We start from the raw sequence: 25585 nt of genomic DNA on the forward strand, positions 1-25585 counted from the left end.
ACAACGGTTGCAGGGCAACAAAATGGAGGAGAGCATATTCAAGCTGCCGCGGGGATCAAGAAGAGACGGGGCTTCTGGCATGAACTGGTGAAGAACCGGATTTTATTTTTCATGATTTTACCCGCGTTGGTCTTTTTTCTGATCAACAGCTATTTTCCAATGGTAGGCATCTATTATGCGTTTACCAAATTCGATTTTAACAAAAGCTTATTTGAAAGCGATTTTGTTGGGCTTAAGAACTTTGAGTTCCTATGGAAATCGGGCATTCTGGCGCGTCTGACGTTGAATACGCTGAGCTACAACGTAGCCTTTATCGTTCTTGTCAACACCTTTGCCGTCGCCATTGCCATCATGATCAGCGAGCTAAGAATCAAGTGGTTCAAGAAGCTGACCCAATCGATTATGTTCCTGCCGTATTTCATTTCCTTTGTTATCCTGAGCGTTATTGTTTACAACATCTTCAATTATGAGACCGGGGTATGGAACACGCTGCTGAAATCCTTCGGGATGGAGCCGGTGGATGTATACAGCAAGCCGGTGGTCTGGATTTTTCTGATCATTATCTTTTATTTGTGGAAAAACATCGGCTACAGCATGGTGATTTATCTGGCGGCGATTACCGGCATCAGCGACGAATATTATGAAGCGGCGAAAATTGACGGGGCCAACATCTTTCAGCGCATCTGGTACATCACGGTGCCCATGCTGAAATCCACCTTTGTGCTGCTTCTCCTGTTTGCCTTGGGCAGCATTATGAAGGGGCAGTTCGATCTTTTCTACCAGCTCATCGGAAACAACGGGCTTCTGTACAACACCACCGATATTCTGGATACGTATGTGTTCCGCTCGCTGAAGGTTACCTTCGAGATCGGCATGGCTACCGCGGCAGGACTGTACCAATCCCTGTTCGGCTTCATCCTGATCATGACGGTGAATTACATCATTCGCAAATTGAATGACGAATATGCGCTGTTTTAAGCTCTCAAGACCAGTTTTCCGCCAGGGGAGGATCACATGAAAATTAAAGACGAAAAATATTTTGGGCTATTCCAGACCATTGCTTATCTCACCGTAACCCTTGTCACAATAGCTTGTCTGATTCCGTTTCTTCTGATCATATCCGCATCATTCACCGACAATGAGTACATTATCCGGGAAGGCTACAGCCTGATTCCGCAAAAATTCTCCTTGGCAGGGTACAGAATGGTGCTTGAATTTCCCCAGGAGGTGCTGCGGGCTTATGGGGTCACCACCTCCACAACGATAATCGGAACCCTGCTGGGGCTGTTTCTCATCACCATGGCCGGTTATGTGCTGCAGCGCAAGGATTTCAAATACCGCAACCAGCTTTCCTTCTACATCTACTTCACCACCCTGTTCGGCGGCGGTTTGATTCCCTGGTACATCATGTACACCAAGTATTTCAAGCTGATGGACACCTATACCATCCTGGTGCTCCCGGGGTTAATGTCTCCTTTTCTGATCATCCTGATGAAAAACTTCATCCGTTCCGCCGTTCCCGATGAAATCGTCGAATCGGCCAAAATAGACGGAGCCAATGATTTCACCATTTACTGGAGGATTGTGCTGAAGCTTTCCTTGCCGGGCATTGCCACCGTTAGCTTGTTCCTGGCCCTGCACTTCTGGAATGACTGGTTCTCCTCTTCGCTGTTCATTAATGATCAGAAGATGTACCAGCTGCAATATTATCTCTACAACATCATCAATACCATCTCGTTCCTGGCCAATATGGGGGCAGGCACAGGGGTCGCCCTGTCGCAGGATGTTCCCACAGAATCCACCAAGATGGCCATGGCTCTGATTGTTACGGGCCCAATCGTGCTGTTGTACCCCTTTATCCAACGGTATTTTGTAAAAGGCTTGACAATCGGTGCTGTCAAAGGTTAAACCTGGCCTATGGGAATATCCCGGCCGGTTAACATATTCATGAACATGAAAAGGGAGGATTCAGATGAAACAAATTAAAGGAAAATCCGCCGCAGCCATACTTGCCGCTTCCTTGGCCGTTACGGCTCTTTCAGGATGCGCAGGCAAGGATGAGGACAGCAGCGCCGCAAGCCCCAGCGCGTCTGCCGGCGCAAGCGCCGCAGCCCAGGAAACCGCCAAGCCGGGGATTGACACCTCCAAAAAGGTGGAGCTCCAGTTCTACATGCTGGGCAGCGCGCCCAAGGACTTGTCCGTAATTGAAGCGGAGGTAAACAAGCTGGCGCTGGCTGATCTTAACGCAACTGTGAAGTTCAACTATACCACTTGGACCGATTGGCAGCAGAAGTACAAGCTGCTCTTGTCCTCCGGGCAGGATGTGGACCTGATCTATACCACGGAATGGGCCGAATTCCAGGCCTATGCCAAAAGCGGAGCGTTCCTGGATATCGGCGATCTCCTGCCCAAGGCGGCGCCGAAGCTGTATTCCTTCGTTCCCAAGGACATGTGGGAAGCGGTTAAGATCAACGGAAAAATCTATACGGTGCCTTCCACATACAAGGAATATGTCACCGGCGGCTTCGTATGGCGGGAGGACCTGCGGAAGAAGTACAATCTGCCCAAGCCGACAGATATGAAGACCTTTGAGGCGTATCTGGAGGGCATCAAGAAAAATGAGCCCACCATGACTCCGCTGACTGCCAACGCCGCCATTGACGGCGTGGTCAACGCCTTCCGCGAATTCCGCGGATGGGTGGGAGCCGTTCCTTACGGGCTGGGCATTCAATACAACAAGCCCAACGATGTGTACTCGTATTGGGAGTCGGACGAGTTCAAGCAGGATATGCTCACTATGAAGAGCTGGGCCGACAAGGGATATTTCCCGAAGAACGTGCTGAATATCAAGGACGCCACTACGGATCTCTTGGTAAACGGCAAAACAGCCGCCATTATCGGCGACAATCCCACACGCTACAATGACAGCCTGCAAAAAATCAAATCGGCGCATCCGGATTGGGATTTGGGCTATTCCCCCTACGGGCTGGCCACCGGTTTTGCAACCCCGGTGCATCCCATCCACAACGGCTATGCCGTTCCCAAGAGCAGCAAGAATGCCGAGCGGGCATTGGCTTTCTATGAGAAGCTGGTCACCGACAAACGCTATAACTGGCTGACCCAATACGGAATTGAAGGCAAGAACTTCGCAGTGGAAAACGGCTATTATAAAATGCTGGGCGATAAAAATTCCAATGGCTTCCCCCGGGAGTCCATGAACGGCTGGGCATGGCGGAATCCGGAAATTATGCTGTTTGACCCGGGTTATGACACCGTGAAGGAAATTTTCGCCGAGCTGGATAAGATTCAAAAGCCGGATATTTTCCTTGGTTTTGCCGAGGACTACAGCGGGTATCAGGCCGAGCGGGCCGCTCTGGAGCAGGTGGTGAAGCAGTACCTCTTCCCGCTGTACGCGGGCCAGATCGACAACGTGGAGGAGGGTATCAAAACCTTCCTGAGCAAGGCCAAAACCGCAGGCTTGGAGAAGGTGCAGGCCGAATACAAGAAGCAATGGCTGGCTTATACAGCGGAGAAGGGCATTAAGTAAGCCCTGCGGAACGAAGAAAGTGGAGGTGCCAAGCCGGGAAAGCTTGGCACCTTTACTGACACTTCAGACTCTACGCTTGAGAAGAAAAAGGAGAATGATATGAAATCCAAACGATACCAGCATTTGGCGGCGTCATTGAAAAAAGCAATGGTATTGCTGCTGGCCCTAAGCATATGCTTGAGCGCTTATGTGCTGCCTGAACACGTTTACGCTGCGGAAGCCGATTATGAGCCGGCGGGCACAGTGGCCCATTACCCGTTGAATGGCGCATACCAGTATAAAAACAAATTGAATGAATCCCAGGTCTTAAGCGGCAGTTCACCGTCCTGGAAAACGGATTATGTTTCTCTGGTCAATCCGGGAAATGCCAACAATGGGCATATTGCCGGCGCCAACCCAAGCGCCGCTGTAACGGGCGCCCGAATTTCCTTTTCCCTGAATATAAAATTGAACAAAACGCAAACCCGTTCTTACACCCCGGCCTACAATCTTCTGGCTTACGGAGCGGGCGATGCCAATAATATCACCCTGCGGCCCTATTATGCCGACGGTCTGGCCGCAGTTGTGCTCAAGCAAGGCGGAGCGGATGCTGTGGTCGCTTCCTTCCCGGCGCCGGCGGCAGATATGTGGCATAATTATACCATTTCCCTGGACGGCACCGCCGGTACCGGCAAGCTGATTGTATGGGTCGATGGAATAAAAGCGGCGGAGGCAAGCTCAAACGGTATTGGTGCAGACCAGATCGGCACGGGCAATTCCGGCTCAACCGGATGATGACCTCCGGGGGCAACCCCAACCTTGATGCGCATTACCGGGATGTAAGGGTGATCAATAACACGGTTGACCAAGCTGTGGCGCAAGCGTTAACGGATGAGGTGGACAGCTTTATTTGGAATGAGCTGCTTTCCTTGCAAGCGCTTACGATTTCCGATGGAGCGATGGTAAAAGGAAATCTGTTCATGATTCGGGACCCTGGGATTACCTGGGTGTCCAGCGACGCGGCTGTCATCAATCCGCAAACGGGGGCTGTGACCCGTCCGCAAGGCGAATCCGCACAGGATGCCGATGTGGTGTTAACCCTGAACTGGCGCGGGCACAGCCAGGACTACCATTTGACTGTGCTGAAAAACGACGGTTCTCTGGATGGCGTCACCGTAGCGCATTATCCGCTGAACAGCACGTACCAGGCAAAAAACAGGCTGAATCCGGCCCAGGCTTTGGCCAGCGACAATGCGGCCTGGAAAGCGGAGTATGTATCATTGGTCAACCCGGGCAATGCCAATAACGGGCATATTGCCGGCACCAATCCGGGAACCCCTGTAACGGGAAGGAAGCTTTCCTTCTCCCTGGATATCAAATTGAACAAGACCCAAACCCGTACCGTCAGCGCGGCAAACACCCTGTTTTCCTACGGCGCGGATAATAACACCAATATTACGCTCCGGCCTTACTACAGCGCGGGCATGGCTGCAGTAGTCCTGAAACGGAATGGAACAGATGCTGTTGTGGCCTCCTTCCCGGCACCGGCAGCCGATATGTGGCATAATTACACCATCTCGCTGGACGGCACCGCCGGTACCGGCAAGCTGATTGTTTGGGTGGACGGGGTCAAAGCGGCGGAGGCCGCTTCCAACGGGATCGGAGCGGATGAGATCGGCAATGGGGCATTCCGGCTCAACCGGACCATTAGCACCGCTGCCAATCTGGACTCCCACTACCGGGATGTCCGCGTATTTGATGATGCTCTGGATGAAAACGCTGCCCTGATTATGGCCAATGAAATCCGCAGCTTCACCTGGAACGACCTGCTTGCTTCCAAGCCGTTAACCGATGGTCTGGTGGTCCGCAAGGATCTTGCGCTGCTGCGGGACGCCAATATTGCCTGGACCTCCAGCGACAATCATGTAATTGACCCGGCTACAGGTACGGTGACCCGTCCGGCCAAAGGTACTGCGGCGAAGAGAGTTACCTTGACCATGAACTGGTTTGAGGGGTTCAGCCAGGCTTATACGGTAACGGTTATGCCCATTGACGCCGGGGACTATCTCATTGCCGATTTCAATTTTAATGATGGGGCAAGCGGGCTGGTTGGCGGCGGAGCGAAGGCTGCTGTTCAAGGAACCGCCAGCTATGCGGACTCCTTTGAGGGCAACGGGAAGGCGGCCAATATCGGCAGCGCCTTCTGGCTGAATGTGACCAAGGAAGACGGAACAACACCGCTGCTTGCCGGGCTTGAGGAATTGACGATTTCCTATGACAGCAAGACTGGCGGAGGCAGCGGCTGGGCATTCTTCGCCGCTCCCAACACCACCGCGCAGACGGTTAATAAGGAGCATTATCTGGGCATCCTTGACAAGACCAATTCCTTAACTGTGGAGCGGTATAACAATAACGGCGCCCGTCCGGCAAACCCCGCTGCCACAAGCGGCACGGAGTGGAAGCATGTGGATGTGGTGGTCAAAGCGGCGGCTACCGAGCCTTATATTGACGGCGTGCTGCAATCGACTGCGGCAAGCAGCTATGCCATAACGGATATTCTCACGGCCTCGGGCGGAATCCTCCAGATCGGCAAAGGCAACTGGGGAACGGGCGAATATTATGCCGGGCTGATTGACAATTTCCAAATTTTCAATAAAGCGCTCTCTCAGGACGATCTGACCGAATACAGGGTGACGAATATTTCGCCGTTGATTTCTCCCGCCGCTGGCGGACAGATCTACGTTCCGGTTACGGTTTCCCATCCGGCGGGGAATAACTATCTTTATTACACCACCGATGGCGCAGATCCGACCTTGGCCAGCACGAAGTATACAGGCCCCTTCACAGTAGAGCACGGCAAGACGGTGAAGGCGGCGGCCATTGCCCCCAACGGGAACAGAAGCGAGATCGCAAGCGTTCAATACTACGGCAGCGAATGGGCGGCTACCGCCAATGAGTTCCGGTTGGACGGCCAATCAACGGTCAATAATGTGAAAATTTCCTGGCCGCTGATTGCGGGAGCCGACTATTACGAGGTTTATCGCGGGGAGCAGCTGATCAACCGGACATACGGAGATACCGTGGACGACTATAACCTTGAAGTCGGCCAGAGCTGCACGTATACCGTCAAGGCTGTCAGCGGCGGCAAACAAATTGCTTTCGCCCAAACCAATGCGGTACATACCTTCTCCTATGATCCTGCGGCGGTTACCGGAAAGAAAAATAACTACAACGGCGCGGACAGCCTGGGGACGGGCAGTACCTACGGGGTTCAGATCGGAAATGCATGGTACCATTATGTTTATAAAGCGGTGAAGAACGAGACAACAGGGATTGTCACAACCGGCATCTATGAGCAGACCGGAACAGACGGGCGCAACTATGGCAACGACCGGCTGCTTGGCTCTTTTGAGGATATGCGGGTTGAAGGCGCAGGGTATAAGCTCCATCCCGCAACCGGGAAAATTATCTTTACAGCCCATGAGGAAGCCAGCAGCGGTTACACCAGAGCAGCCATATTCATTGCTTCGGCAACTCCCGGGGGGAATGATTTTGCCGCAACCTTCAGAGGCCGTCCGTCCAATGCGGATTCGTCTTTAATGGATTCCCGCGATATGTCGCTTTTTGCAGATGATGACGGCAGCGCATACCTGATATTTGCCACCCGCAATAACAGCGATATCGGGATTCTCAAGCTGGATGCGGGATGGGAGCATCCCGACAGGATTGTAAACATTGCTTTTGCAGGCAAACACAAGGAATCGCCGACGGTTATCAAATATGAAGGGCGTTATTACTTCTTCGGCTCCACGGCCAATGGCTGGTATCCGAGCCAGGCCGAGTATGCCTCCGCAGAATCTCTCGACGGGGAGTGGACCCCGCTTCGCCCCATCGGCAACGGTTCTACGTTTGCCACGCAGGCGAACGGAGTGGGAGTATGGACCGGCTCCAACGGACGGATTGCCTTCGCAGAGAACGGCTATCATTGGGGAGCCCAGTATGCCGCAGACTACAAGGACCCGATGGGCACCTATGCAAGATTGTTCCCGATGGCCTTCCATAACGGGGTTGCCACAGCGGATTGGTTCTTTCAGCTGGATCTGGACCCGGTTTACGGGCTGATTCCGGTTCAGTCAGGGCAGCTCCTCTCTCTGGGCAAGAAGGCAACCGATTTTCTGGGACTGGATGCAACAGCGGTGACGGACGGGGCGGATTTGGCGTCATCCCCGCGGGTTCAGCACACCTCCTTGCCCTATAGTATGGTCATTGATCTGGAGCAGCCCTCCCGGCTGTCGGAGATTAACCTGACTACCCGAATCGTCACCGGTTCGGATACGGTTTACCGCTATACGCTGGAAGGCAGTCTGGACAATGGGACCTGGACGCAGCTTGTGGACGGGTCGGCGAACAATGTCAGCGGTTTTGTGGCCAATCCGGTTACGGATACAGGGCGCTACCGCTATGTCCGCTTAACGGTTCACAATATCATCAATGTGCATACCGGACAGAGCGCCATTTGGGCCGACGGGATTATTGAATTGGCGGTATTTGGGACTCCATATATCGATAAATCGGAGCTTCAGGCCAAATACGATGCCAGAAAAGACACGCCAAAAGGACATTATACCAACGCAACCTGGAACACCATTGTGGGGGCTCTTGATCATGCCGCAGCGGTATTGGCGGACGCTTCCGCTACGCAGTGGACCGTTGACCGGGCGGCCCTGCAAATCGACGAGGCCTTCAATTGGGTGCTGACCGTTCAACCGGATCATGTGGTGGACTATGCCTCTGCCGGCGTGCCTGTGGGAGAAACCTGGTACGATACCGAAGGCAATCCCATTCAGGCCCACGGCGGCGGATTCCTGCAGCAAACCGCCGCAGACGGCAAACCCATCTATTATTGGGTGGGAGAAAACAAGCTTCACAACCGGGCCTCCTTCCATGCGGTAGCGCTGTACTCCTCCCGGGATTTGGTCAATTGGGTTTATGAGGGCGATATTATTGATCCGTTTACCCAAGCAGCAGAAGGGGCAGAGTATGGGCTTCTGGATAATAAGTGGGAACGCCCGAAGCTTCTGTACAACGAGAAAACCAAAAAGTATGTACTGTGGGGCCATTGGGAAACAGCGGGCAGCTATGCAAGCAGCCAGATTGCGGTAGCGACTGCCGATCAAGTGGCAGGCCCGTATACCTTCCTGGGGCACTGGCGTCCGGGCGGCACCTTGCGCAATTGGCGGAGTGAAAACGGGATTTACCTGGATTCCGATTATTACAAAACCAGCGGCGTCAAAGCAACCGTTCCGGCGGAGACGGTAAACGATGTATCCCAGTTGGGCTATACCTCCCGCGACTTCACCGTATTTGTCGATGATGACAAGACGGCATATCTGGTCTCGGCGGAAGGACATTCCATGCGCATCCACCGGCTGAACGATGAATATACCGACGTGGACTTTACCACTTACACCTTCAGCGACCCTGCCGGGAAAGCGGAGGATTTTGAATCCTACAGCTTCTACGAAGGTGTCGGACGCGAAGCGCCGGCGGTGGTAAGGGCGGATGACGGATATTATATGGTCTCCTCCGGCCAATCGGGCTGGCTGCCGAACCAGGGAACGGTCAGCTTTAATGCCGATCTCACAGACCACGCAGGCTGGACCACAGTCAAGGAGAACGGCCGGATTGTGGAGAAATATGCCTTCGGCAATAACAGCACCTATTACAGCCAACCGACCAACATTATGAAGCTGGTTAACGAAAAGGGAGAAAAAACCTATGTTTACATGGGTGACAGATGGCGCTCCAGCCAGCTTTCCGACTCCCGCTACGTATGGCTGCCGATCACATTCGACGAGACGGAGCATACCGCTTCGATCACATTCACCACAGGGTGGAAGCTGAATGCGGCCACCGGCAATGTACAGCTTCCCCAGGCTTATCTCGTCTCCCAAGGCAAAAGCGCAACCTTTGTCAACGGCGACGGGAATACGGTAGCGGGGATTGAAAAAGCCAATGACGGCATTGAATACAGCCTCAGTACGTCAGGCGATTCGACTCACTTCTTCGGCGGCCTTGCCGCTCCGTACGAATACACTGTCGATCTGGGCGCTGTTTATGACTTATCCCGGATGGATGTGGCTTACAGGCTTTATAACGGCTCGGAAATGTACCACCGGTATCAGATTTTCGGCTCCAACGATAACAACAATTGGACAGAACTGGTCAATAACAGCACCAATATGTGGGCCGGCTTCAACTCGGATAAGCTCAGCGGACGTTATCAATATGTGAAGCTTAAGGTGAACGAGGTGAGGCGCGTCAACAACAATGCCCTTAGCAATGGCTGGGGCAGCGGGCTGGTTGAGGTTCAGGTTTACGCCAACTCGGCTGATCCGTTTGCGCTGACCCCGCCCAGCGCGGATGTGGAGGCGGGCACGTATACGTCTCCGAAACAAGTGACGCTGTCGCATGCGGTGAAAGACGCCCGGATTTATTATACGCTGGACGGCAGCGCGCCTACCTCTGCAAGCACGCTTTATACGGCGCCGATTGCGCTGCCTCTGGGCGAAAGCACGCTCAAGGCAGTTGCAGTAGTAGACGGAGCAACCAGCGCGGTGTTGGAAAAGAGCTATACGGTTACGATTGATCGGTCGGTTTTGGCCGCAGCCATTGCCGCAGCCCAAACCCTCACCGAAGATGACTATACCGTAACGAGCTGGACCTATTTGCAGCAGACGCTGACAACGGCCATCTCCGTTCGCGACCATGCCGGGGCAACGGAAGAGCAGGTGGCTGCTGCTGTGGCCGCATTGCAAACAGCGGTAGCCGGTCTGGAGCGGAAACCGCCTGCGGCAGCCCTTGTCACCTTGTCGGGACCGCAGAGTGTGGTTGGCAACCAAGTATTTGACGTGACATTCGGACTGAACACTGTCTCCCAAAGTGTATATGCCCAGGATGTTACCTTCCATTATGATCCATCGAAGGTGGATTATCTGTCGGCAGAGCCGGTGAAGCCCGGATTCTCCATTTTGCAGGAGTCGGCTGCACCGGGCCAAATCCGGTTTATAACGGTTGATCTGCAGGCGGGACAGACGCCCGCAAGCCCTGTCAGCCTGCTGAAGGCACAATTCAGGGCCAAGGAAGTTGGTCAAACCGTCACCAGCAGCGTGTACTTGTCCAATGTGGTGCTGGCGGATGGGGCAGGGGCTGAAACAACGGTAACGGATGCGGTGTATTGCAGCTTCGAAATTGCTGCGGCAGTCTCCAAATCCGCGTTGCGCGCAGCGGTTGCCGATGCGCAAACGCTGCATGATTCCGCGGTGGAAGGCGCCCTCGCCGGGCAGTATCCGGCAGGCTCCAAAGCGTTGCTGTTGGCTGCGATTCAACAGGCGGATGGGGTACTGAATGATGGCGCGGCTGCCCAAGCCCAAGTGGATCAAGCCCTCGCTCAACTGAATGCGGCCGTTCAAGCCTTTGCATCTAAGGTGATTCCCGAAGTAAGGGGAGATTTGAACGGAGACGGCAGAGTCGGGGTGGGAGACTTGGCCAGAATGGCAGCAGTCTACTATGGAAGGAACAGCTTGCAAGCCGATTGGGACCAGTACAAGCAGGCGGATTTGAACGACGATAACGTAATCGATATCGAGGATCTGTATGCTTTGGCAAGCATGCTTCTGGACCAAAGCCATTAAAAACCGGCTATTGTTCGGGACTGCTCTTTGCATTAAGTTAGCCTCGGAAAGAAAAGAAGGGAAGTTGAATCCGTTGAGGAAGAGAATATCGGCTATTGGTCTGATGATCCTGCTGTTATGCGCTTTGTGGCCTTCTGTGTTGTTTGCGGCGGCGGAGCCAGATTGTACTCTCACAGTGTCCAAAACCGCAGCGGTTGTCGGAGATCAGGTTGAAGTGGAGATTCGGGTGCGGAATGCCCAGGACTGGGTTGCCTATGAGCTGAATCTGTCATTTGATGCTTCGTTATGGAAAACCGGCATCGAAGACATTTCGTTCATGACGAATCTGCAGGATGGCTTCAGTTCGATTGTAAATCCCGAATTGTTCAGCGGCGGCCATGTGCGAGCCGTATTTACAAAAAAAGGCAACGCGGCAGGCGAAAGCGGAGAGGTTGTTTTGGGGAAAGTGAGGCTTACTGCCCAAGCCAACGGCACAGATACCTTTACACTGGAGAAGATTAAAGTCGGTCAAACCGGGAATCATTGGGCTGCCTATACTCCGAATGTCGGGACCCGTGTACAAATTGGCGGCAGCAGCGACGGCTACACTGGCGGAGGCTACACCGAAACACCGGCTGCGGGGAATGAACCGACCATTACCGATTCCATGCTTCTGGTCAAGGCGCTTCCAAACGATGCTGGGATTGTGTCGGTGAAGATTGATTTGGCCAACCTGCAAAAAGCAATCGACAAACTCGCTGGCACTGGCTTGAACATTGTCCTGGAGACCGATGCAGCTGCCAAGCCTAAACAGGTGGAGGTTGAAATCCCGCTGGAGCAAGTGCGAAATGCGGCAGGTCAAAAAATAAAGACCGTCTCCATCACGAGCAGCCTGGCCGCCGTCGCTTTGAATGAGAAGCTGTTTGCCAGGGAAGAAGCAAAAGCCGCGGCCAATCTGCAGCTTTCTGTCACTCAAATGGACTCTTCTGCCTTGCCGGCAGCCGCCAAGGAGCAAGTGAAGGCGGATACGGTGATCTATGATTTTCAATTGAAGCTGGATGAACGCCCCATAACCGTATTGGAGGACAAGGAAGCAACGGTAGAGCTTCCGTACACCCTGCGCCAGGGGGAAGCCGGACATAAGGTTGTCATTTACCGCGTATCCGCCAACGGGCAGCCTGAAGTGGTGAAAAACGCCAGGTATGATCAGGCGGCAGGCACCGTGCAATTTGCCCCCAACCATTCCGGCCAATATTTCGCCGCTTATGCCAATAAATCCTTCCAGGATCTGCATGAGGCCGAATGGGCCAGAGAGTATATTGAGGCGTTGGCTGCCAGAGATGTGGTGGATGGCATGAGCGACGGGCAATTTGATCCCAATGGGCAGCTTACCCGCGGGCAATTCATTGCCATGCTTGTCAATATGTTTGATTTGACGGATTCCACCGCTGTTTCATCGTTTACGGACACGGCCAGGGATGCCTGGTATTATCCCTCTGTAGCAACCGCCCAAAAGCTGGGGATTGTGGACGGCAGGGAAGACGGCACCTTCGGAGTGGACGAGCGGATTAGCAGACAGGACCTGGCGGTTATGCTGCACCGTGCTTCCAAGATTCTCGGATTGGAAGGAGAGTCTGCAGCAGCCGCAGCCCCGTTTGCCGACCAAGCGGATATTGCGGAATACGCCGCCGAAGCAGTAGCCGCCATGCAGCGGCAAGGCATTGTAAACGGGCTGGAGCACCAAATCTTTGCTCCCCAGGGCTTGTCAACCAGAGCCCAGGCTGCGGTTGTGATATATAGAATGGCATTCCCGGGATAAGCAAACATCCCCAGAAATGATCGGAAGAAACGGATAGATTCCCGGCACCGGGACATCTGACCGTTTCTTCTGTTTCAAGAGGCTTTGCGAACGAGGGAGACGATCAGAGTGGGTCCATTCGGCAGAAACAGTCTGGTGAAGCAATTCATTTATTTAATTTCCATCATGATGAGCATTTTGCTGCTGTCCTTTGTTATTTCAAATTACATTGCCCAGCGGATTGTGGAGAAGAAGGTAACGGAATCCGTCCAAAAAATTATGCTGCAGGTGGAAGAAACCATCATGAGCTTTTATAAGGACATGGACGGAATCTCCTATTCCCTGTTATACAATCCGACCATCCAGTCCTATCTGAGCACGAATGATATTCTGTCCCGGATTCTCATGAACAAGGATATTGTGCTTCAATTCTCCAGCACCCTTTCCCTGAAGGAAAACATCGTGGGCATCCAGCTGTATGATGATCAGGAAAAACTGGCAGTCAGCCTGGGGCGGACGATGGCTCCGGCGGAAAAACGAAGAGTGGAGGCGATCGAATATGCCACCTTGAATACCGCGGATATGGAAGGGTCCTTTTATACCATTTCCGTTCCTGTATTCAATTTGCAAAACAATCTGGTGTTAAGAGATTACCGGGGCATGTGTCTGTTCATTATGGATGTGTCCAACTTCAGCTCCATCCTGCAAAAGTCAAAGGTATCGGCTCATTCCAGGCTGCTGCTTATCGATAAAGACAACCGGATTATGACCGGCTCGGGCCCGCTGGATTCCGCGCAATCCCTGGACTTGGATGCTTTTGCCCAAAACAAGAGCTATATCATGCAGGAAATTGTGCTGGAGCATACCGGCTGGAAGATCATCAGCATCGTTCCCAAAGCCGAGGTTGTGGAGGAGCTGGGAATCGTCAAGAAGCTGAATGTCACCACATATCTCATTATATTTACGATTTTTTGCGTGTTTTTGCTCCATTTTTACAACCGGCTGCTGAAGCCGGTGAAGGCCCTGCTCGATTTTGTGAAATCTTTTGCCAAGAGCGGCGGGAGCAGACGGTTCAGTGTGGTTTATCATAACGAAATCGGGGTGTTGGCCAGCAGCTTGAACCAGATGCTGGATGATATTTCCACACTTAGCAGCGGGATGCAGGCGGTCCAGAAGAAAATGTACGAAACGGAATTGGCGAAAAAACAAATGGAGATTTCGGTTTACCGCAACCAAATTAACCCGCATTTTCTGTATAACACCCTGGAGTGTATCCGGGCGATTGCCATTTACCATAAGGCCCATGATATTGTAAAAATCACTTCGTCCTTATCCAATATCTTCCGCTATTCGCTCCGGGGGGCAAGCTTTGTGTCTCTTCAGGAGGAAATCTCCCACTTGCAGGAATATGCCAAGATCATCGATTACCGGTTCACCGGGAAAATCCGAATCATGATTGATGCCGAGGAGGCGTTGTTATCCAGCAAAACTCCCCAGCTGCTGCTGCAGCCTATCGTGGAAAATGCGGTGTTTCACGGCTTGGAGAAGAAGATTGAGCCTGGAACCGTTCAGGTCAGGATTGCGGCTGCCGACCATAACCGCCTGGCATTCGTCATTTCAGATGACGGCATCGGGATCGGCCATGGGCAGCTGATGGAGCTGCGGCAGCGGCTTGCCCGCTACGATTCGCAGGATCATTGGCGGCAGGGAAACAAAGGCATCGGCCTGTACAATATTCACCGCAGAATCAAGCTGATCTATGGCGATCAGGCGGAGCTGGCCATCCAAAGCCAAATTAACCAAGGAACCACCGTCACCATCATATTGCCCAGGGAGCTTCCCCAGGCAGAATAGGAGAATTGTATGCTTCAGGTACTGATTGTGGATGATGAGCCATGGGTGGCTTACGGAATTGCCCATCTGATCGATTGGGAAAGCCTCGGATGCCGTGTGGGCGGGGAAGCGCATAACGGGCAGGAGGCGTTGGCTTATATTTCCAGGCACAAGCCGGAGATTGTCATTTCCGACATCCGAATGCCGGGGCTGGACGGAATCATGCTTCTGGAGAAAATCAATGGGCTGCAATTGAACACGAAGGTTATTCTGATCAGCGGCTATGCCGATTTTGAATATGCGCAGAAGGCCATCCGCCTGGGCGCATTCGATTATTTGGTCAAGCAGATCGATGAAAGCAAGCTGGAGGAGACCATACGCAGAGCCGCGGCGGAATTGGAAAAAGGACAGGAAACCGCATTTGCCGCGGTTGATCTGTTCCTGGACGATCTGTTTGAATTGCTGGACCCGGCCAACCGCATTACAATCAGCAACTTTCAGGCCAACCGGCAGCTTGCGGCGCAATACCCGCATTACCGGTTCTTGGGCTGCTTGTATCCGGCAGCTTCCTCCGCCAGAGCGGTCTTCCATGGGAACATAGCTTCACTTCAGGACATAAGCGCCGTCAGATTCCGCACGGGACAAAATAAGGTTTCCATCCTTGTCAATTACGATGAGCAGCATCATCCCCTGGCTCTGTTGAATTTTATCTCCGAATATGTATCCGGCGCCGAATATGTGGGCATCAGCTCCATCGGCCTGTACTCCACGCCCATCGCAAGGCTGTTTCAGGAATCGGAAATTGCCATGTTCAGCTCCTATTTTCATCAAGGCGCTGCGGTTGCCCCCTATAAACGTCCGGAGGTGCCGGACACCATCCGGAAGCTCCTGCTCAATCTGGAATTGTCCGTCAAGGAGAATGACAAGGAGCAGACGGGCAGTTTATTGGCGGGAATAAGCCGCGAATGCGGCGGACAGCAATTGCATATCGATCAGATTGCCGCCATCTATAATCAGATTGTCTCCATGATCTATAAATACCGCGGCGGCATGAGCCATGCGGATGAGATGGAATACCTGTCCTATGAGCAGATTGTCCGGCTCTTCCATTCGCCTGAGCAACTATTCCGGCATATCCATTTGTTTATGAATCAGCTGGCGCGGCAGGAAGTGAATATTTCCAATGAGCAGGTAGAGAAGGTGATTGCATACATAAACCAGAAATTTACAGAAGATATCCTATTGAGCGATATATCCAAACGATTCAATATCAGCACCGGGCATCTCAGCTCATTGATCAAGAAGCAAACCGGTACGACGTATTCGGAATATATTATGAACAAGCGTCTAACCATGGCCAAGGAGCTTCTGAGCAATACGGCCCTCTCCGTGTTCGACATCGTTCAAGAGGTAGGATATAAAGATTACTACCATTTCAATAAGCTGTTCAAGAAAATGCTGGGCATTACGCCCAGCCAATACCGCAAGCTATAAAATCCCAAAAACGAACAGAACACCAAAAAGACAAAACAGGAGACATCCCCGGATGCCAAGAATGCGGTTACAATGGGGTTGTTCTTAAACAAACCAAACAGGGAGGTCGTTGTTCAACATGAAAGGCAAAAGCAAATATTCGATTTTGTCGCTGCTGGCATTAACATTGGCGTTTACGGGCTGCAGCAGTGGCGCAGACAAGGAACAGGAAGCGCAAAAGACACCGGAGCCGGTGAATTCCGGCGCAGCGGGAACACAGGCTCCCTCCAAGGCAGTATGGTTTTCTACCGTGGACTTTTGGAATCCGCCGGCCAACTGGAGTACCGACCCTAACACTGTACAGGGGAAGATTACCGAAAAAACCGGCCTGACCTTCGAATTCAATATTCCGGCTCAGGACGGGGAAACCAAATTGAATCTGATGCTGGTCTCCTCCGGCGACAGCTTCCCGGATTTGCTGACATTGACAAACGCGGTTCTCGGGAAAAAGCTGAAGGATTCGGGAAAGGTATGGGATATTGAGGAGTTTCTCAAGAAATATGATCCGGAATCGCATATACTGAAGGACTTTCCTGCCGACATGAAGGCGGCCATTATCGACAGGGACGGATCGTTTTTTGCTTTCCCCAGCAATGTCAATTCACCCGATGCGCGGAAGGTGTATCCGCCCTCCCCGTTCCAGCAAACCAATCTGGATTATGCCGCCAATAACGGGATTATGGTGAACAGCAAGCTGTTGAAGGAAGCCGGCTTGACCCTGGAGGATATTAAAACGGAAAAGGGTCTGTTGGCCGCGTATGAAAAGGTTAAAGCCTTGAAGGTGGATGGCGCTTCTGTAATTCCTCTGCTGGTAGACGGAAAATCGTATCAGGATACTTCGTTAAGCTTTTTGCAGGATACCTTCGGGGCGATGGCGCTTGACAAGGACGGCAATTACCGGGACCGGCTGCTGGCGCCGGAAACCAAGCTGGCTTTGAATTTCCTGCGCAAAGCATACCAGAATAATTACCTTGATCCGGGGCAGATGACCGTAGACAACGCCGCTGTAAAGACAGATGTGGCTTCCGGCAGAGTGTTTACCTTTATGGGCAATATGGCGAATACATCCTTCCAATTGAATGATTACTGGACCTCCTCCGGGGTGATCCTGTCGGATGCCGGCACCAAACCTGCCTTTGCCAAGAACTACCTGGCGGGCAGCGGATGGATGCTGACCTACATCTCCAAAACAGCCAAGGAACCAGAGAAGCTGGCCAAATTCCTCAGCTTTATGAGCAGCAAGGAAGGGCTTCTGCTTCACCAGTTTGGCTTCGAGGGCGTTGATTACAAGTGGAATGCGGAAGGATTCTTGGAGAAGACAGAGCAGGGGTTGAAGAATGCCAGCGATTATATGAAGACAGGGGTAAGCGCCTTCTGGCCGTTTACCAATACCGCTCTTACCGGCAGCATCGTGCAGCCCCCTACGGAAAAAACAGATATCCAATCCATTACCGGGCAGCGTGTGTTTACGGCCTTCGGAAAATCTCCCGAGGTTGTCCGGTATGATGATTCATCCATCCGGCTGCCGGGGGACCTGTTTGCCAAGGACGCCAAGCTGACCAATGCGGAGCTGCAAATCAAAACCTATAAACAAGCGCAAATTGCCAAGATCATTCTGGCCAAGGACGACGCCCAGTTCAATCAGCTCTATGATGAGATGATTGCCCAGTTGAAGAAGCTTGGCATTGAGGAGCTTGACAAGGTGAGGAATGATTGGGTTCAGGAGAAGAACAAGAAATACGGCATTCATGTAAAGGGCATTAACTCCTAAACGAATATAGAGAACAGTACAAGAGTGCCAAAGTGATTCGGCTCTGCCATCCTTTGGCACTGCTGTTACCAGGAACGGAGGAACTTTCATGCAATCACAGCACAAGAAAACGTTCAGGCTTGGCTATGACTTCAGGACTCAGTTCGAGCTGAAAACCATGCTGCTGCCTGCAGTGGCGCTTATGTTGGTCTTTAACTTCACACCCTTGTTCGGATTGCTGATGGCGTTCAAAAACTACGAGCCGGTCATGGGCATCAAGGGAATCTTTACCGCGGAATGGAACAATTTCTATCATTTCACCAGCATTTTTGACAACTTTCAATTCTGGCCCATGGTGAGAAATACGCTGGGCATTAATCTTTTGGGCGCTGCGGTGTCCATTCCGGCAACCCTGCTGTTTGCGCTGCTCCTGAATGAAGTGAAGAACCCCCGGTTCAAATCCTTGGTTCAGACGGTCACCTATCTTCCCCACTTTCTCTCCTGGGTTATTTTTGGAGGACTGTTCATTACGTTATTGAACACGGATGGCATTGTCAATTATGTGCTGCTGGAATTGAACCTGATCAGCAAACCGCTGCAATTTTTGGCTGAGCCCAAATATTTCTGGGGAATCGCCATCCTGACCGGATTGGTCAAGGATATTGGCTGGGGGGCGATTCTCTATCTGGCGGCGATGGCCGGAGTGGACCAGAATCTGTATGAAGCGGCTGCCATCGATGGGGCAGGCCGGTTCAAGCGGATGCTGCATATTACCTTGCCTGGAATATTACCGACTTTTATGGTCTTGATCATATTCGCAGTAAGCGGCATGCTGAACAACAACTTTACGCAAATTTATGTTCTGCAGAACACGCTGAATTTGCCGGCCAGCCAGGTGATTGACACCTATGTTTATCAAACCGGCCTGCTTAACTTTCAATTTGCTTCAGCCACCGCGATTGGTTTGCTGAAAACGGTGTTTGCCCTGCTGCTGCTGTTTGGCGCCAATGCATTGTCGAATAAAATTACAAAAACAGGATTATTTTGAGGTGATGGGTTATGGTTGGAGGGAAAAGCGTCGCTGAGCGTTCTTTTAACGTATCCACAATAATGATTATGATCATTTTGATGGCCGTAACGGTCTATCCATTCTGGTTTTCCCTGGTCAGCTCCTTGAATTCGGGGAAGGATCTGCTGCGGGGCCCCGTATTTTTGCTCCCCCGGGACTTTACCTTTGCCAGTTGGCGGGCGGTGCTGGCTGATCCGGCTATTCTCCGGGCAACCTGGATCACGGCGTCCCGGACGGTGATTGTGACGGTTATTTCCATCGTCTACACGGCTATGTTCGCCTATGCTTTTTCCCGCTCTTATCTGAAAATGAAAAGGTTTTATGTGATCCTCGGCTTTGCCAGCATGTACTTCCACGGCGGTCTGATTCCGTCGTTTCTGTTGATGAACTGGCTGGGACTGTATGATAACTATATGGTCTATATTCTGCCAAGCCTGTTTGGAGGCTTTTACAATGTGATTATTTTCAATGCGAACTACAAGGGGATTCCCGATTCGCTGTTTGAATCCGCCAAGATGGATGGAGCCAGCGAATACCGGATTTTCTTCCAGATCGTCTTTCCGCTGTCAAAGCCTGTTCTGGCTGCACTCTCTGTTTTCACGGCTGTGGGGATATGGAATGACTATGGCACGACCTTGTTTTTTACCCAATCCCCGCGCCTGCAAACGCTGCAGTATGTAATTCTCAAGTTGATCCAATCCAACCGGGCGGTGGAAAACATGATGAGCTCTCTGGACAGCTCCAATTTCAGTGTGGCCCAGATGATCAGCTCCTCGAAAACACAGGGGGTAGTTTCGGCGCATACCATCGAGCTGGCGGCAATGGTGCTGGCCTCCTTGCCCATGATTATTCTGTATCCGTTTGCCCAGCGCTTCTTCGTTAAGGGGGTTTTGCTTGGTTCTGTGAAAGAATAGGAATGCCGGTACGAAACCTGCGCTGAAGAAATTCAGCGGGCCGGGCTATCCTGCAAAAGTGCAGTTATTTTTGACCGTGATCCCTCTTTTACGCTCCCATCCTGCAAAAGTGCATCTATTTTTCGTTGAAACCGCCAAACGGGTGGAATTCGCGGGAAATAACTGCACTTTTACATTTTGTCCTCCCGTCTAAGGGGCTGGCCCATAAAGTAAATGTACTTTTGCATTTTGGGCAAGGATGGGGAGCAGCGGGGAGGTGGTCTTTCTTGAGGGTTCGCCTGTTTTCTGATACACTTGCAGCAAAGTGCGGTCCGGTAAGACTTTAAGAGAAACGGAGATTCTCCCATGGAACAAATGTATGCCGTTAACAGTTATGCGTTGAGTAGTCTGAGCTTCCTGGCGGGCGGGTATAAGCCTGCCAACCAGCACCGGTGGGGGCCAGGCATACGGGATGTCTACGCGCTGCATTATATTATAAGCGGCCGGGGCACGCTTGAGACGAGGGGGGCGGTTTTTCAAATTGGCGCAGGGGAGAGCTTTATTATTTTTCCGCAGACGGAGGTGTACTATTACCCCGATCCGGAGGACCCTTGGGAATATGTCTGGAATGAGTTCACGGGAGAGGAGGCACGGCGTCTGCTGGCGATGACCAAGCTGGAGGAGGACCGCCCTGTTGTGGGTGCAGCTCCCGAAGAGCTGCAGCAGTTTTTCCATATCGCCTGGAACCCCGGGGTGCAGCCTTTTGAGCGGCTGCGGTTGGATGCCCGCTTGCGGCTCCTGCTATCCTGCTATCTGGAGTTTTATCCAAGCGGGGAGGCGGCTCCCACAGACTATGTCCGGATGGCCAAAACGTATATCGAGCGCAATTATTGGAAAGCGTCGTTGAAGGCCTCCGAAATTGCAAATGCCGTCAGTATCGAACGGAGCTATTTGTTTCGTCTGTTTAAGGAAGCGACCGGCCAATCCGTGTCCGGCTACATCACTTGGTTCCGAATCCAGCGTGCCCGGGAGCTGCTGAAGTCGTCCGGCTTATCGGTTCAGTCGGTCGCTTATTCCATCGGTTACCATGATCCGCTGCATTTTTCGCGGGTATTCAAAAAAGCGACCTCCCACTCTCCTACGGCTTACCGGAACAAGGAACAGTTGCCCGATTGCCGGTAATAGGCGATTAGCTTCTCAAGCGGCTCACGCCCGCATTTCAGCTTGTCTCCAAGGCAATCCAAACACAGAAATTTCCGGTCCGTCCGGGAAACCAGCTTCAGATAGATTGCCACATCGTCGGCGGCAAGCGGAACCTTGCAGGTCAGGCAAAATCGGTCGTTGTCCATGCTACCGCACCAGCTTGGCCCGGACAACCAGACAATCATGCGCCGCTACCACGGGGGCGTAGCGTTCCCGGAAGACGCCCAATTCCCGGTGCGCCCAGCAGTCGTACAGCGAGAGGGAGAATCCGGCGGTGTACGGCAGGCCCATATCCCAGAATTGCAGGGAAAGCTCCCGTGAACTGTCGCTGAGGTTGAAAAAGCCGATTGCCAGATCGCCATCCGTGAGCACCTTCACCAGCATAAACACATCGTCCGTATGGAACCACTGCGGTTCGGGCTTGATGCGGTAGGCTCCCCGGCACTCCATGTCCTGATTGATAGCGATCAGGTCGGGATTCAGCAGAATCTCCTTGGTCACCGGATTGTCCTTCCGGATATCGCATCCGATCATCAGAGGAGAACCCATGAGACTCCAGAGTGAGAAATGGGTCTTGTATTCAGTATCGCTGCAGCCTCCGATCCGGCCGATGAAATCGCTGTTGCTTCCCCCATACATGCCGACCACCAGCATGTCCATGTCATTGTGGCAGAAGGAGCCGGTATAGCTTTGTTTGCCGAGCTGCGACAGGGCGAGTGACTTGACCGATTCCCAATTGTCCCGGATGTCCTCAGTGGAGCGGTACATATGGGCGCCCGATTCGCGAATCCAATCGTAGACGCCGTCGGCGCCCCAGTTGCAGGCCGAGAACAGAATGTCGCGTCCGCAGTTCTTCAGCGCCAGACTCATGCGCTTGTACAGAAGCTCTCCCGAAATATGGCGTGGCTTGAAGCAATAATCGTATTTCAAAAAATCGACTCCCCATTCGGCGAAGCGGGCGGCATCCTGAAATTCATGCTCGAAGCTGCCGGGATAACCGGCGCAGGTATGGGTGCCGACGCAGGAATACATGCCGAATTTCAGCCCTTTCTCGTGAATATAATCGGCAAGCGCCTTCATTCCACTCGGGAATTTGGCCGGATCGGCAACGAGCTTGCCGTCGGCATCTCTCTCCTTCAAGCTCCAGCAGTCATCGATGACGATATACTCGTACCCCGCCTCCTTGTAGCCCTGCGACACGAACATATCGGCCACATCGCGAATCAACTGTTCATTAATATCCCAAGTAAAGGTGTTCCATGAATTCCAGCCCATGGAAGGCTTCAAGCCAAGCGGTTGATGGTGGCTCATGCTCATTCATCCTTTCTTCCAATCAGGTTGTCTTGCTATCTTGCATTAAAACACAGGCTGCCCATGAACGCCCATAGCTTGAGGTTGCTTTTTCATGGAGCCTTGTTGTTTTTCACAGCGCGGCGAACCAGGACATTGCAGGTTTTTTGAATAAAATCTGAATTGTGCAGCCTGTACATATGGGATTTGTCCAATTAGGTATGGATTTTATACTATAATTTTTGCTGGGAGGTGTGGTACCTTAGACTCGCAATTAAAAATTTCCTTAATAAGGAAGGAGAGGTTTATTGATGAAATTTTGGGCGAGGCTTATTGTCATTTGCGCTTTAATCGCTGGTTTTCTTCCGGCAGGCTTGCGGCCGGCTGACGCGGCGGCGCAAACCATAGCCAATGGTACGGTATGGAAGGATGTGACGAATGGTTCTATTCAAGCGCACGGCGGTTCTATTCTGAAGGTGGGATCAACCTATTACTGGTACGGAGAAGATAAAATACACAACAGCGCCAATTTCAAGGCAGTCTGCGTGTATTCCTCCACGGACCTGAAAAACTGGACGTGGCGCAGCTATGCTCTGAAAACAACCTCAAGCCCGGAGCTGGAGTATGCCAAGATTGAGCGGCCTAAGGTTATTTACAATGAAGCCACAGGCAAATATGTCATGTGGGCGCACTATGAGGACGGAGCAGGGTATACTCTTGCAAGGGTTGCCGTGGCAATCTCTTCCACTCCCGTGGGGCCGTTTACTTACCAAAAAAGCTTTCAACCAAATGGAAACGCTTCCAGGGATATGACGATTTTTAAGGATACAGACGGGAAGGCGTATCTCTTCTCCTCCTCCGACAATAACTACAATCTGAGACTGTATAGGCTGACTTCGGATTATTTGGGAATCGACACTGAATTGAACATGATCTACGAAGGGGATCACCGGGAAGCTCCGGCCATTGTCAAGAAGGGTTCCACCTACTATCTGATTACCTCCGGAGCCACAGGCTGGTATCCCAATCAAGCCATGTATTCAACGGCAACCAATATTAACGGCCCTTGGTCGGCATTGAAGCCCATCGGCAACTCGTCCACCTTTTTTTCACAGCCTGCCTTCATTTTCACCGTCCAAGGAACAAGCACCACATCATATATTTATGCGGGAGACAGATGGAACTCCGGCGCTTTGGGGGATTCCCGGTATGTCTGGCTGCCTCTGACTCTGAACGGAACCACAGCTTCCATGGACTATTATGATACCATCAGCATTGATGCGGCTACGGGTGTTGTTTCCGGTGTGCCGAACGGAACGCTGCTGTCCCAGGGGAAAACCGCAACGGCCCAATCTGCATCGGGAAGCAATCCGGCCGGCTATGCCAATGACGGAAACTACCAAACCGAATGGACCGGCACAGGTGCAACCTGGCCCCATTGGTGGAAGGTTGATCTTGGTTCCACGAAAACCATCAAGAATGTCCAGATTTCCTGGTGGATGATGAAAGGCTCAGAGGGGTACTACCAATACAAAATTGAAACCAGCACCGACAACGTAAATTGGACAGTGGCTCTGGACCGGACCAACAATACAACCTATGGCTTCACCTCGGATACCTTGTCGGCTACGGCGCGATATGTGCGCATCAATATGGTCAAAGCAGTGCTTCACAACAACCCGAACAATTGGTATACGCCCAGACTGTGGGAGGTCAAGATTTACGGAAACTAACCGGCAAGCTTAACGGTAGTTACACTCTTTAGTACAATGGGATGTTCAAGCGCAAAGCTTGAATGTCCCATTGCGTTGGAATGGCACAGCTGCTGGCCCGATTGAATTCTTCTCCTCCAATTTCGTGTTATAATCGAACATGCGATGTACTTTTGGACATGAGAGGGATTCATTCATGAAGCAAATTACCGTCTACGATATTGCCCAGGAGGCCCAGGTTTCGGTGGCTACCGTTTCCCGGGTCTTAAACGGCACGGCTCCTGTTAAGGCCAGTACCCGGGAGCGGGTGCTGGAAGTGATCAACAGGCATCAATTCCAGCCCAATGCTCTGGCCAGAAGTCTGATCAAGAAGGAAAGCGGCATGATCGGGATGATTATGCCGGATATTGGGAATCCTTTCTTTCCGGAGGTGTTTCTTGGAGCGGAGAAGGAGGCGCGGGCAAGGGGCTACGCCATTTTCCTGTGCAACACCATGGGGGAGCAGGAGAAGGAATCCGAATACCTGACTCTGCTGCAGGAAAAGCGGGTGGACGGGATTATTTTTCTCGGCGGGAGAATCAACCAGGTCCGCTCCAAGGCGGAATTAGCCCGGGAAATGGCGGATTGCGCCGCCAGGCTGCCCGTTGTCCTGGTCAACGGCAATATGCCGCGGGTTTCGTTGCCCCGGGTGATGACCGACGAAGCCGCAGGGTTCCGGCTGGCGGCGCAGCATCTCATCGGGCTGGGGCACCGCGAGATCCGCTTTATCGGGGGAGAGAGCTCCATTACTGCCACGGTGCAAAAGGTGCAGGCCTTAAAGGCGGTGATGGAAGAGAACGGCCTGCCGTTTCAGCCGGACACGGTTCTGTACGGGGGCTTTTCCATCGCGTGCGGCCGGAAATTGATGGAGACAGTTCTCGCAGGAGAAAAGCGGCCTACGGCAGTAATGTGCGTGAATGATAATGTGGCGGTTGGTGCCGTCAAGGCGGCGTTGGAGGCGGGGGTGCATATTCCCGGGGAGCTTTCCGTGACTGGCTTTGACGACACGCTGCTGGCATCCTCCATCACCCCCGAGCTTACGACAGTGTCGCAGAATTCCCATGCTCTGGGAGAATATGCCGTACAGCTCCTCCATCAGATGATCGGCAATGAGAAGGTGAAAAAGCTTACGGTGTTGGAGCCGCAGCTGATCTGCCGGCAGAGCACAGGCCCGGCGGCATTCCGGCAAAAGTAAGGATTGACCATTTTAGGGGCCTGCTTTAAGATGGGGGGAGAAGGGGACGCTCTGGCGGCGTTGCCCTGCCT

16 protein-coding genes are annotated in these 25585 nt (G+C 52.4%); 14 read left to right on the forward strand and 2 right to left on the reverse strand.

From position 1 onward, the window contains the following. Positions 1-111 precede the first annotated feature (111 nt). The 12 genes from DQG13_RS04085 (at position 112) to DQG13_RS04140 (ending at position 21257) form a co-directional block, all read left to right on the forward strand. The gene (locus tag DQG13_RS04085) at positions 112-978 is read left to right on the forward strand and encodes an ABC transporter permease (RefSeq protein ID WP_113018574.1); all 867 of its coding nucleotides are present in this window, start codon (positions 112-114) and stop codon (positions 976-978) included. 36 nt (positions 979-1014) lie between these two features. After that, the gene (locus DQG13_RS04090) at positions 1015-1908 is read left to right on the forward strand and encodes a carbohydrate ABC transporter permease (protein ID WP_113018473.1); all 894 of its coding nucleotides are present in this window, start codon (positions 1015-1017) and stop codon (positions 1906-1908) included. Between the two features lie 64 nt (positions 1909-1972). Then, complete coding sequence (locus DQG13_RS04095) at positions 1973-3547, forward strand: extracellular solute-binding protein (protein ID WP_113018474.1); 1575 nt, start codon at positions 1973-1975, stop codon at positions 3545-3547. A 99-nt stretch (positions 3548-3646) separates the two neighbouring features. Further along, positions 3647-4321 carry a hypothetical protein gene (locus tag DQG13_RS04100; protein WP_181592564.1) on the forward strand — a complete coding sequence of 225 codons (675 nt, stop codon included), beginning with the start codon at positions 3647-3649 and terminating at the stop codon, positions 4319-4321. Further along, on the forward strand, positions 4231-11220 hold the full coding sequence (locus DQG13_RS04105; RefSeq protein ID WP_258525447.1) for a chitobiase/beta-hexosaminidase C-terminal domain-containing protein: 6990 nt from the start codon (positions 4231-4233) through the stop codon (positions 11218-11220). Before DQG13_RS04100 ends, DQG13_RS04105 begins: the two co-directional genes overlap by 91 nt. 73 nt (positions 11221-11293) lie before the next feature. After that, positions 11294-13018 (forward strand): S-layer homology domain-containing protein, encoded by a 1725-nt coding sequence (locus DQG13_RS04110; protein WP_181592565.1) that lies wholly within the window; start codon positions 11294-11296, stop codon positions 13016-13018. A 108-nt stretch (positions 13019-13126) separates the two neighbouring features. Next, positions 13127-14851, forward strand: coding sequence for a cache domain-containing sensor histidine kinase (locus tag DQG13_RS04115; RefSeq protein ID WP_113018476.1), 1725 nt, complete (start codon positions 13127-13129; stop codon positions 14849-14851). Between the two features lie 9 nt (positions 14852-14860). Then, positions 14861-16324, forward strand: coding sequence for a response regulator transcription factor (locus DQG13_RS04120; protein WP_113018477.1), 1464 nt, complete (start codon positions 14861-14863; stop codon positions 16322-16324). A gap of 118 nt (positions 16325-16442) precedes the next feature. Further along, a complete protein-coding gene (locus tag DQG13_RS04125) occupies positions 16443-18134 on the forward strand; it encodes an extracellular solute-binding protein (RefSeq protein ID WP_113018478.1) in 1692 nt (563 codons plus the stop codon). Positions 18135-18222: 88 nt separating this feature from the next. Next, positions 18223-19161: an ABC transporter permease gene (locus DQG13_RS04130; RefSeq protein WP_113018479.1), complete on the forward strand. Its 939-nt coding sequence runs from the start codon at positions 18223-18225 to the stop codon at positions 19159-19161. A 62-nt stretch (positions 19162-19223) separates the two neighbouring features. Then, positions 19224-20096, forward strand: a complete 873-nt coding sequence (locus DQG13_RS04135) for a carbohydrate ABC transporter permease (protein ID WP_258525448.1) — start codon at positions 19224-19226, stop codon at positions 20094-20096. Positions 20097-20441: 345 nt separating this feature from the next. Beyond that, positions 20442-21257, forward strand: coding sequence for an AraC family transcriptional regulator (locus DQG13_RS04140; RefSeq protein WP_113018481.1), 816 nt, complete (start codon positions 20442-20444; stop codon positions 21255-21257). On the opposite strand, the gene DQG13_RS04145 is transcribed toward DQG13_RS04140, so the two are convergent. Continuing rightward, on the reverse strand, positions 21221-21424 hold the full coding sequence (locus tag DQG13_RS04145; RefSeq protein WP_113018482.1) for a hypothetical protein: 204 nt from the start codon (positions 21422-21424) through the stop codon (positions 21221-21223). The two genes, DQG13_RS04140 and DQG13_RS04145, sit on opposite strands and share 37 nt — an antisense overlap. Before the next feature lies 1 nt (position 21425). Beyond that, a complete protein-coding gene (locus DQG13_RS04150) occupies positions 21426-22589 on the reverse strand; it encodes a glycoside hydrolase family 27 protein (protein WP_113018483.1) in 1164 nt (387 codons plus the stop codon). Between the two features lie 290 nt (positions 22590-22879). On the opposite strand from DQG13_RS04150, the gene DQG13_RS04155 reads away from it, so the two are divergent. Further along, positions 22880-24301, forward strand: coding sequence for a family 43 glycosylhydrolase (locus tag DQG13_RS04155; RefSeq protein ID WP_113018484.1), 1422 nt, complete (start codon positions 22880-22882; stop codon positions 24299-24301). A 175-nt stretch (positions 24302-24476) separates the two neighbouring features. Then, positions 24477-25514: a LacI family DNA-binding transcriptional regulator gene (locus DQG13_RS04160; RefSeq protein ID WP_113018485.1), complete on the forward strand. Its 1038-nt coding sequence runs from the start codon at positions 24477-24479 to the stop codon at positions 25512-25514. The last annotated feature ends 71 nt before the right edge of the window (positions 25515-25585 follow it).

The organism is Paenibacillus sp. YN15, assembly GCF_003285005.1.
Taxonomy (GTDB): Bacteria; Bacillota; Bacilli; order Paenibacillales; family NBRC-103111; genus Paenibacillus_AR.

Coding starts and splice junctions, on each gene's coding strand:
- DQG13_RS04085 (WP_113018574.1), top strand. CDS start 112: ATGATTTTACCCGCGTTGGTCTTTTTTCTGATCAACAGCTATTTTCCA.
- DQG13_RS04090 (WP_113018473.1), top strand. CDS start 1,015: ATGAAAATTAAAGACGAAAAATATTTTGGGCTATTCCAGACCATTGCT.
- DQG13_RS04095 (WP_113018474.1), top strand. CDS start 1,973: ATGAAACAAATTAAAGGAAAATCCGCCGCAGCCATACTTGCCGCTTCC.
- DQG13_RS04100 (WP_181592564.1), top strand. CDS start 3,647: ATGAAATCCAAACGATACCAGCATTTGGCGGCGTCATTGAAAAAAGCA.
- DQG13_RS04105 (WP_258525447.1), top strand. CDS start 4,231: ATGGGTCGATGGAATAAAAGCGGCGGAGGCAAGCTCAAACGGTATTGG.
- DQG13_RS04120 (WP_113018477.1), top strand. CDS start 14,861: ATGCTTCAGGTACTGATTGTGGATGATGAGCCATGGGTGGCTTACGGA.
- DQG13_RS04125 (WP_113018478.1), top strand. CDS start 16,443: ATGAAAGGCAAAAGCAAATATTCGATTTTGTCGCTGCTGGCATTAACA.
- DQG13_RS04130 (WP_113018479.1), top strand. CDS start 18,223: ATGCAATCACAGCACAAGAAAACGTTCAGGCTTGGCTATGACTTCAGG.
- DQG13_RS04135 (WP_258525448.1), top strand. CDS start 19,224: ATGATTATGATCATTTTGATGGCCGTAACGGTCTATCCATTCTGGTTT.
- DQG13_RS04140 (WP_113018481.1), top strand. CDS start 20,442: ATGGAACAAATGTATGCCGTTAACAGTTATGCGTTGAGTAGTCTGAGC.
- DQG13_RS04145 (WP_113018482.1), bottom strand. CDS start 21,424: ATGGACAACGACCGATTTTGCCTGACCTGCAAGGTTCCGCTTGCCGCC.
- DQG13_RS04150 (WP_113018483.1), bottom strand. CDS start 22,589: ATGAGCCACCATCAACCGCTTGGCTTGAAGCCTTCCATGGGCTGGAAT.
- DQG13_RS04155 (WP_113018484.1), top strand. CDS start 22,880: ATGAAATTTTGGGCGAGGCTTATTGTCATTTGCGCTTTAATCGCTGGT.
- DQG13_RS04160 (WP_113018485.1), top strand. CDS start 24,477: ATGAAGCAAATTACCGTCTACGATATTGCCCAGGAGGCCCAGGTTTCG.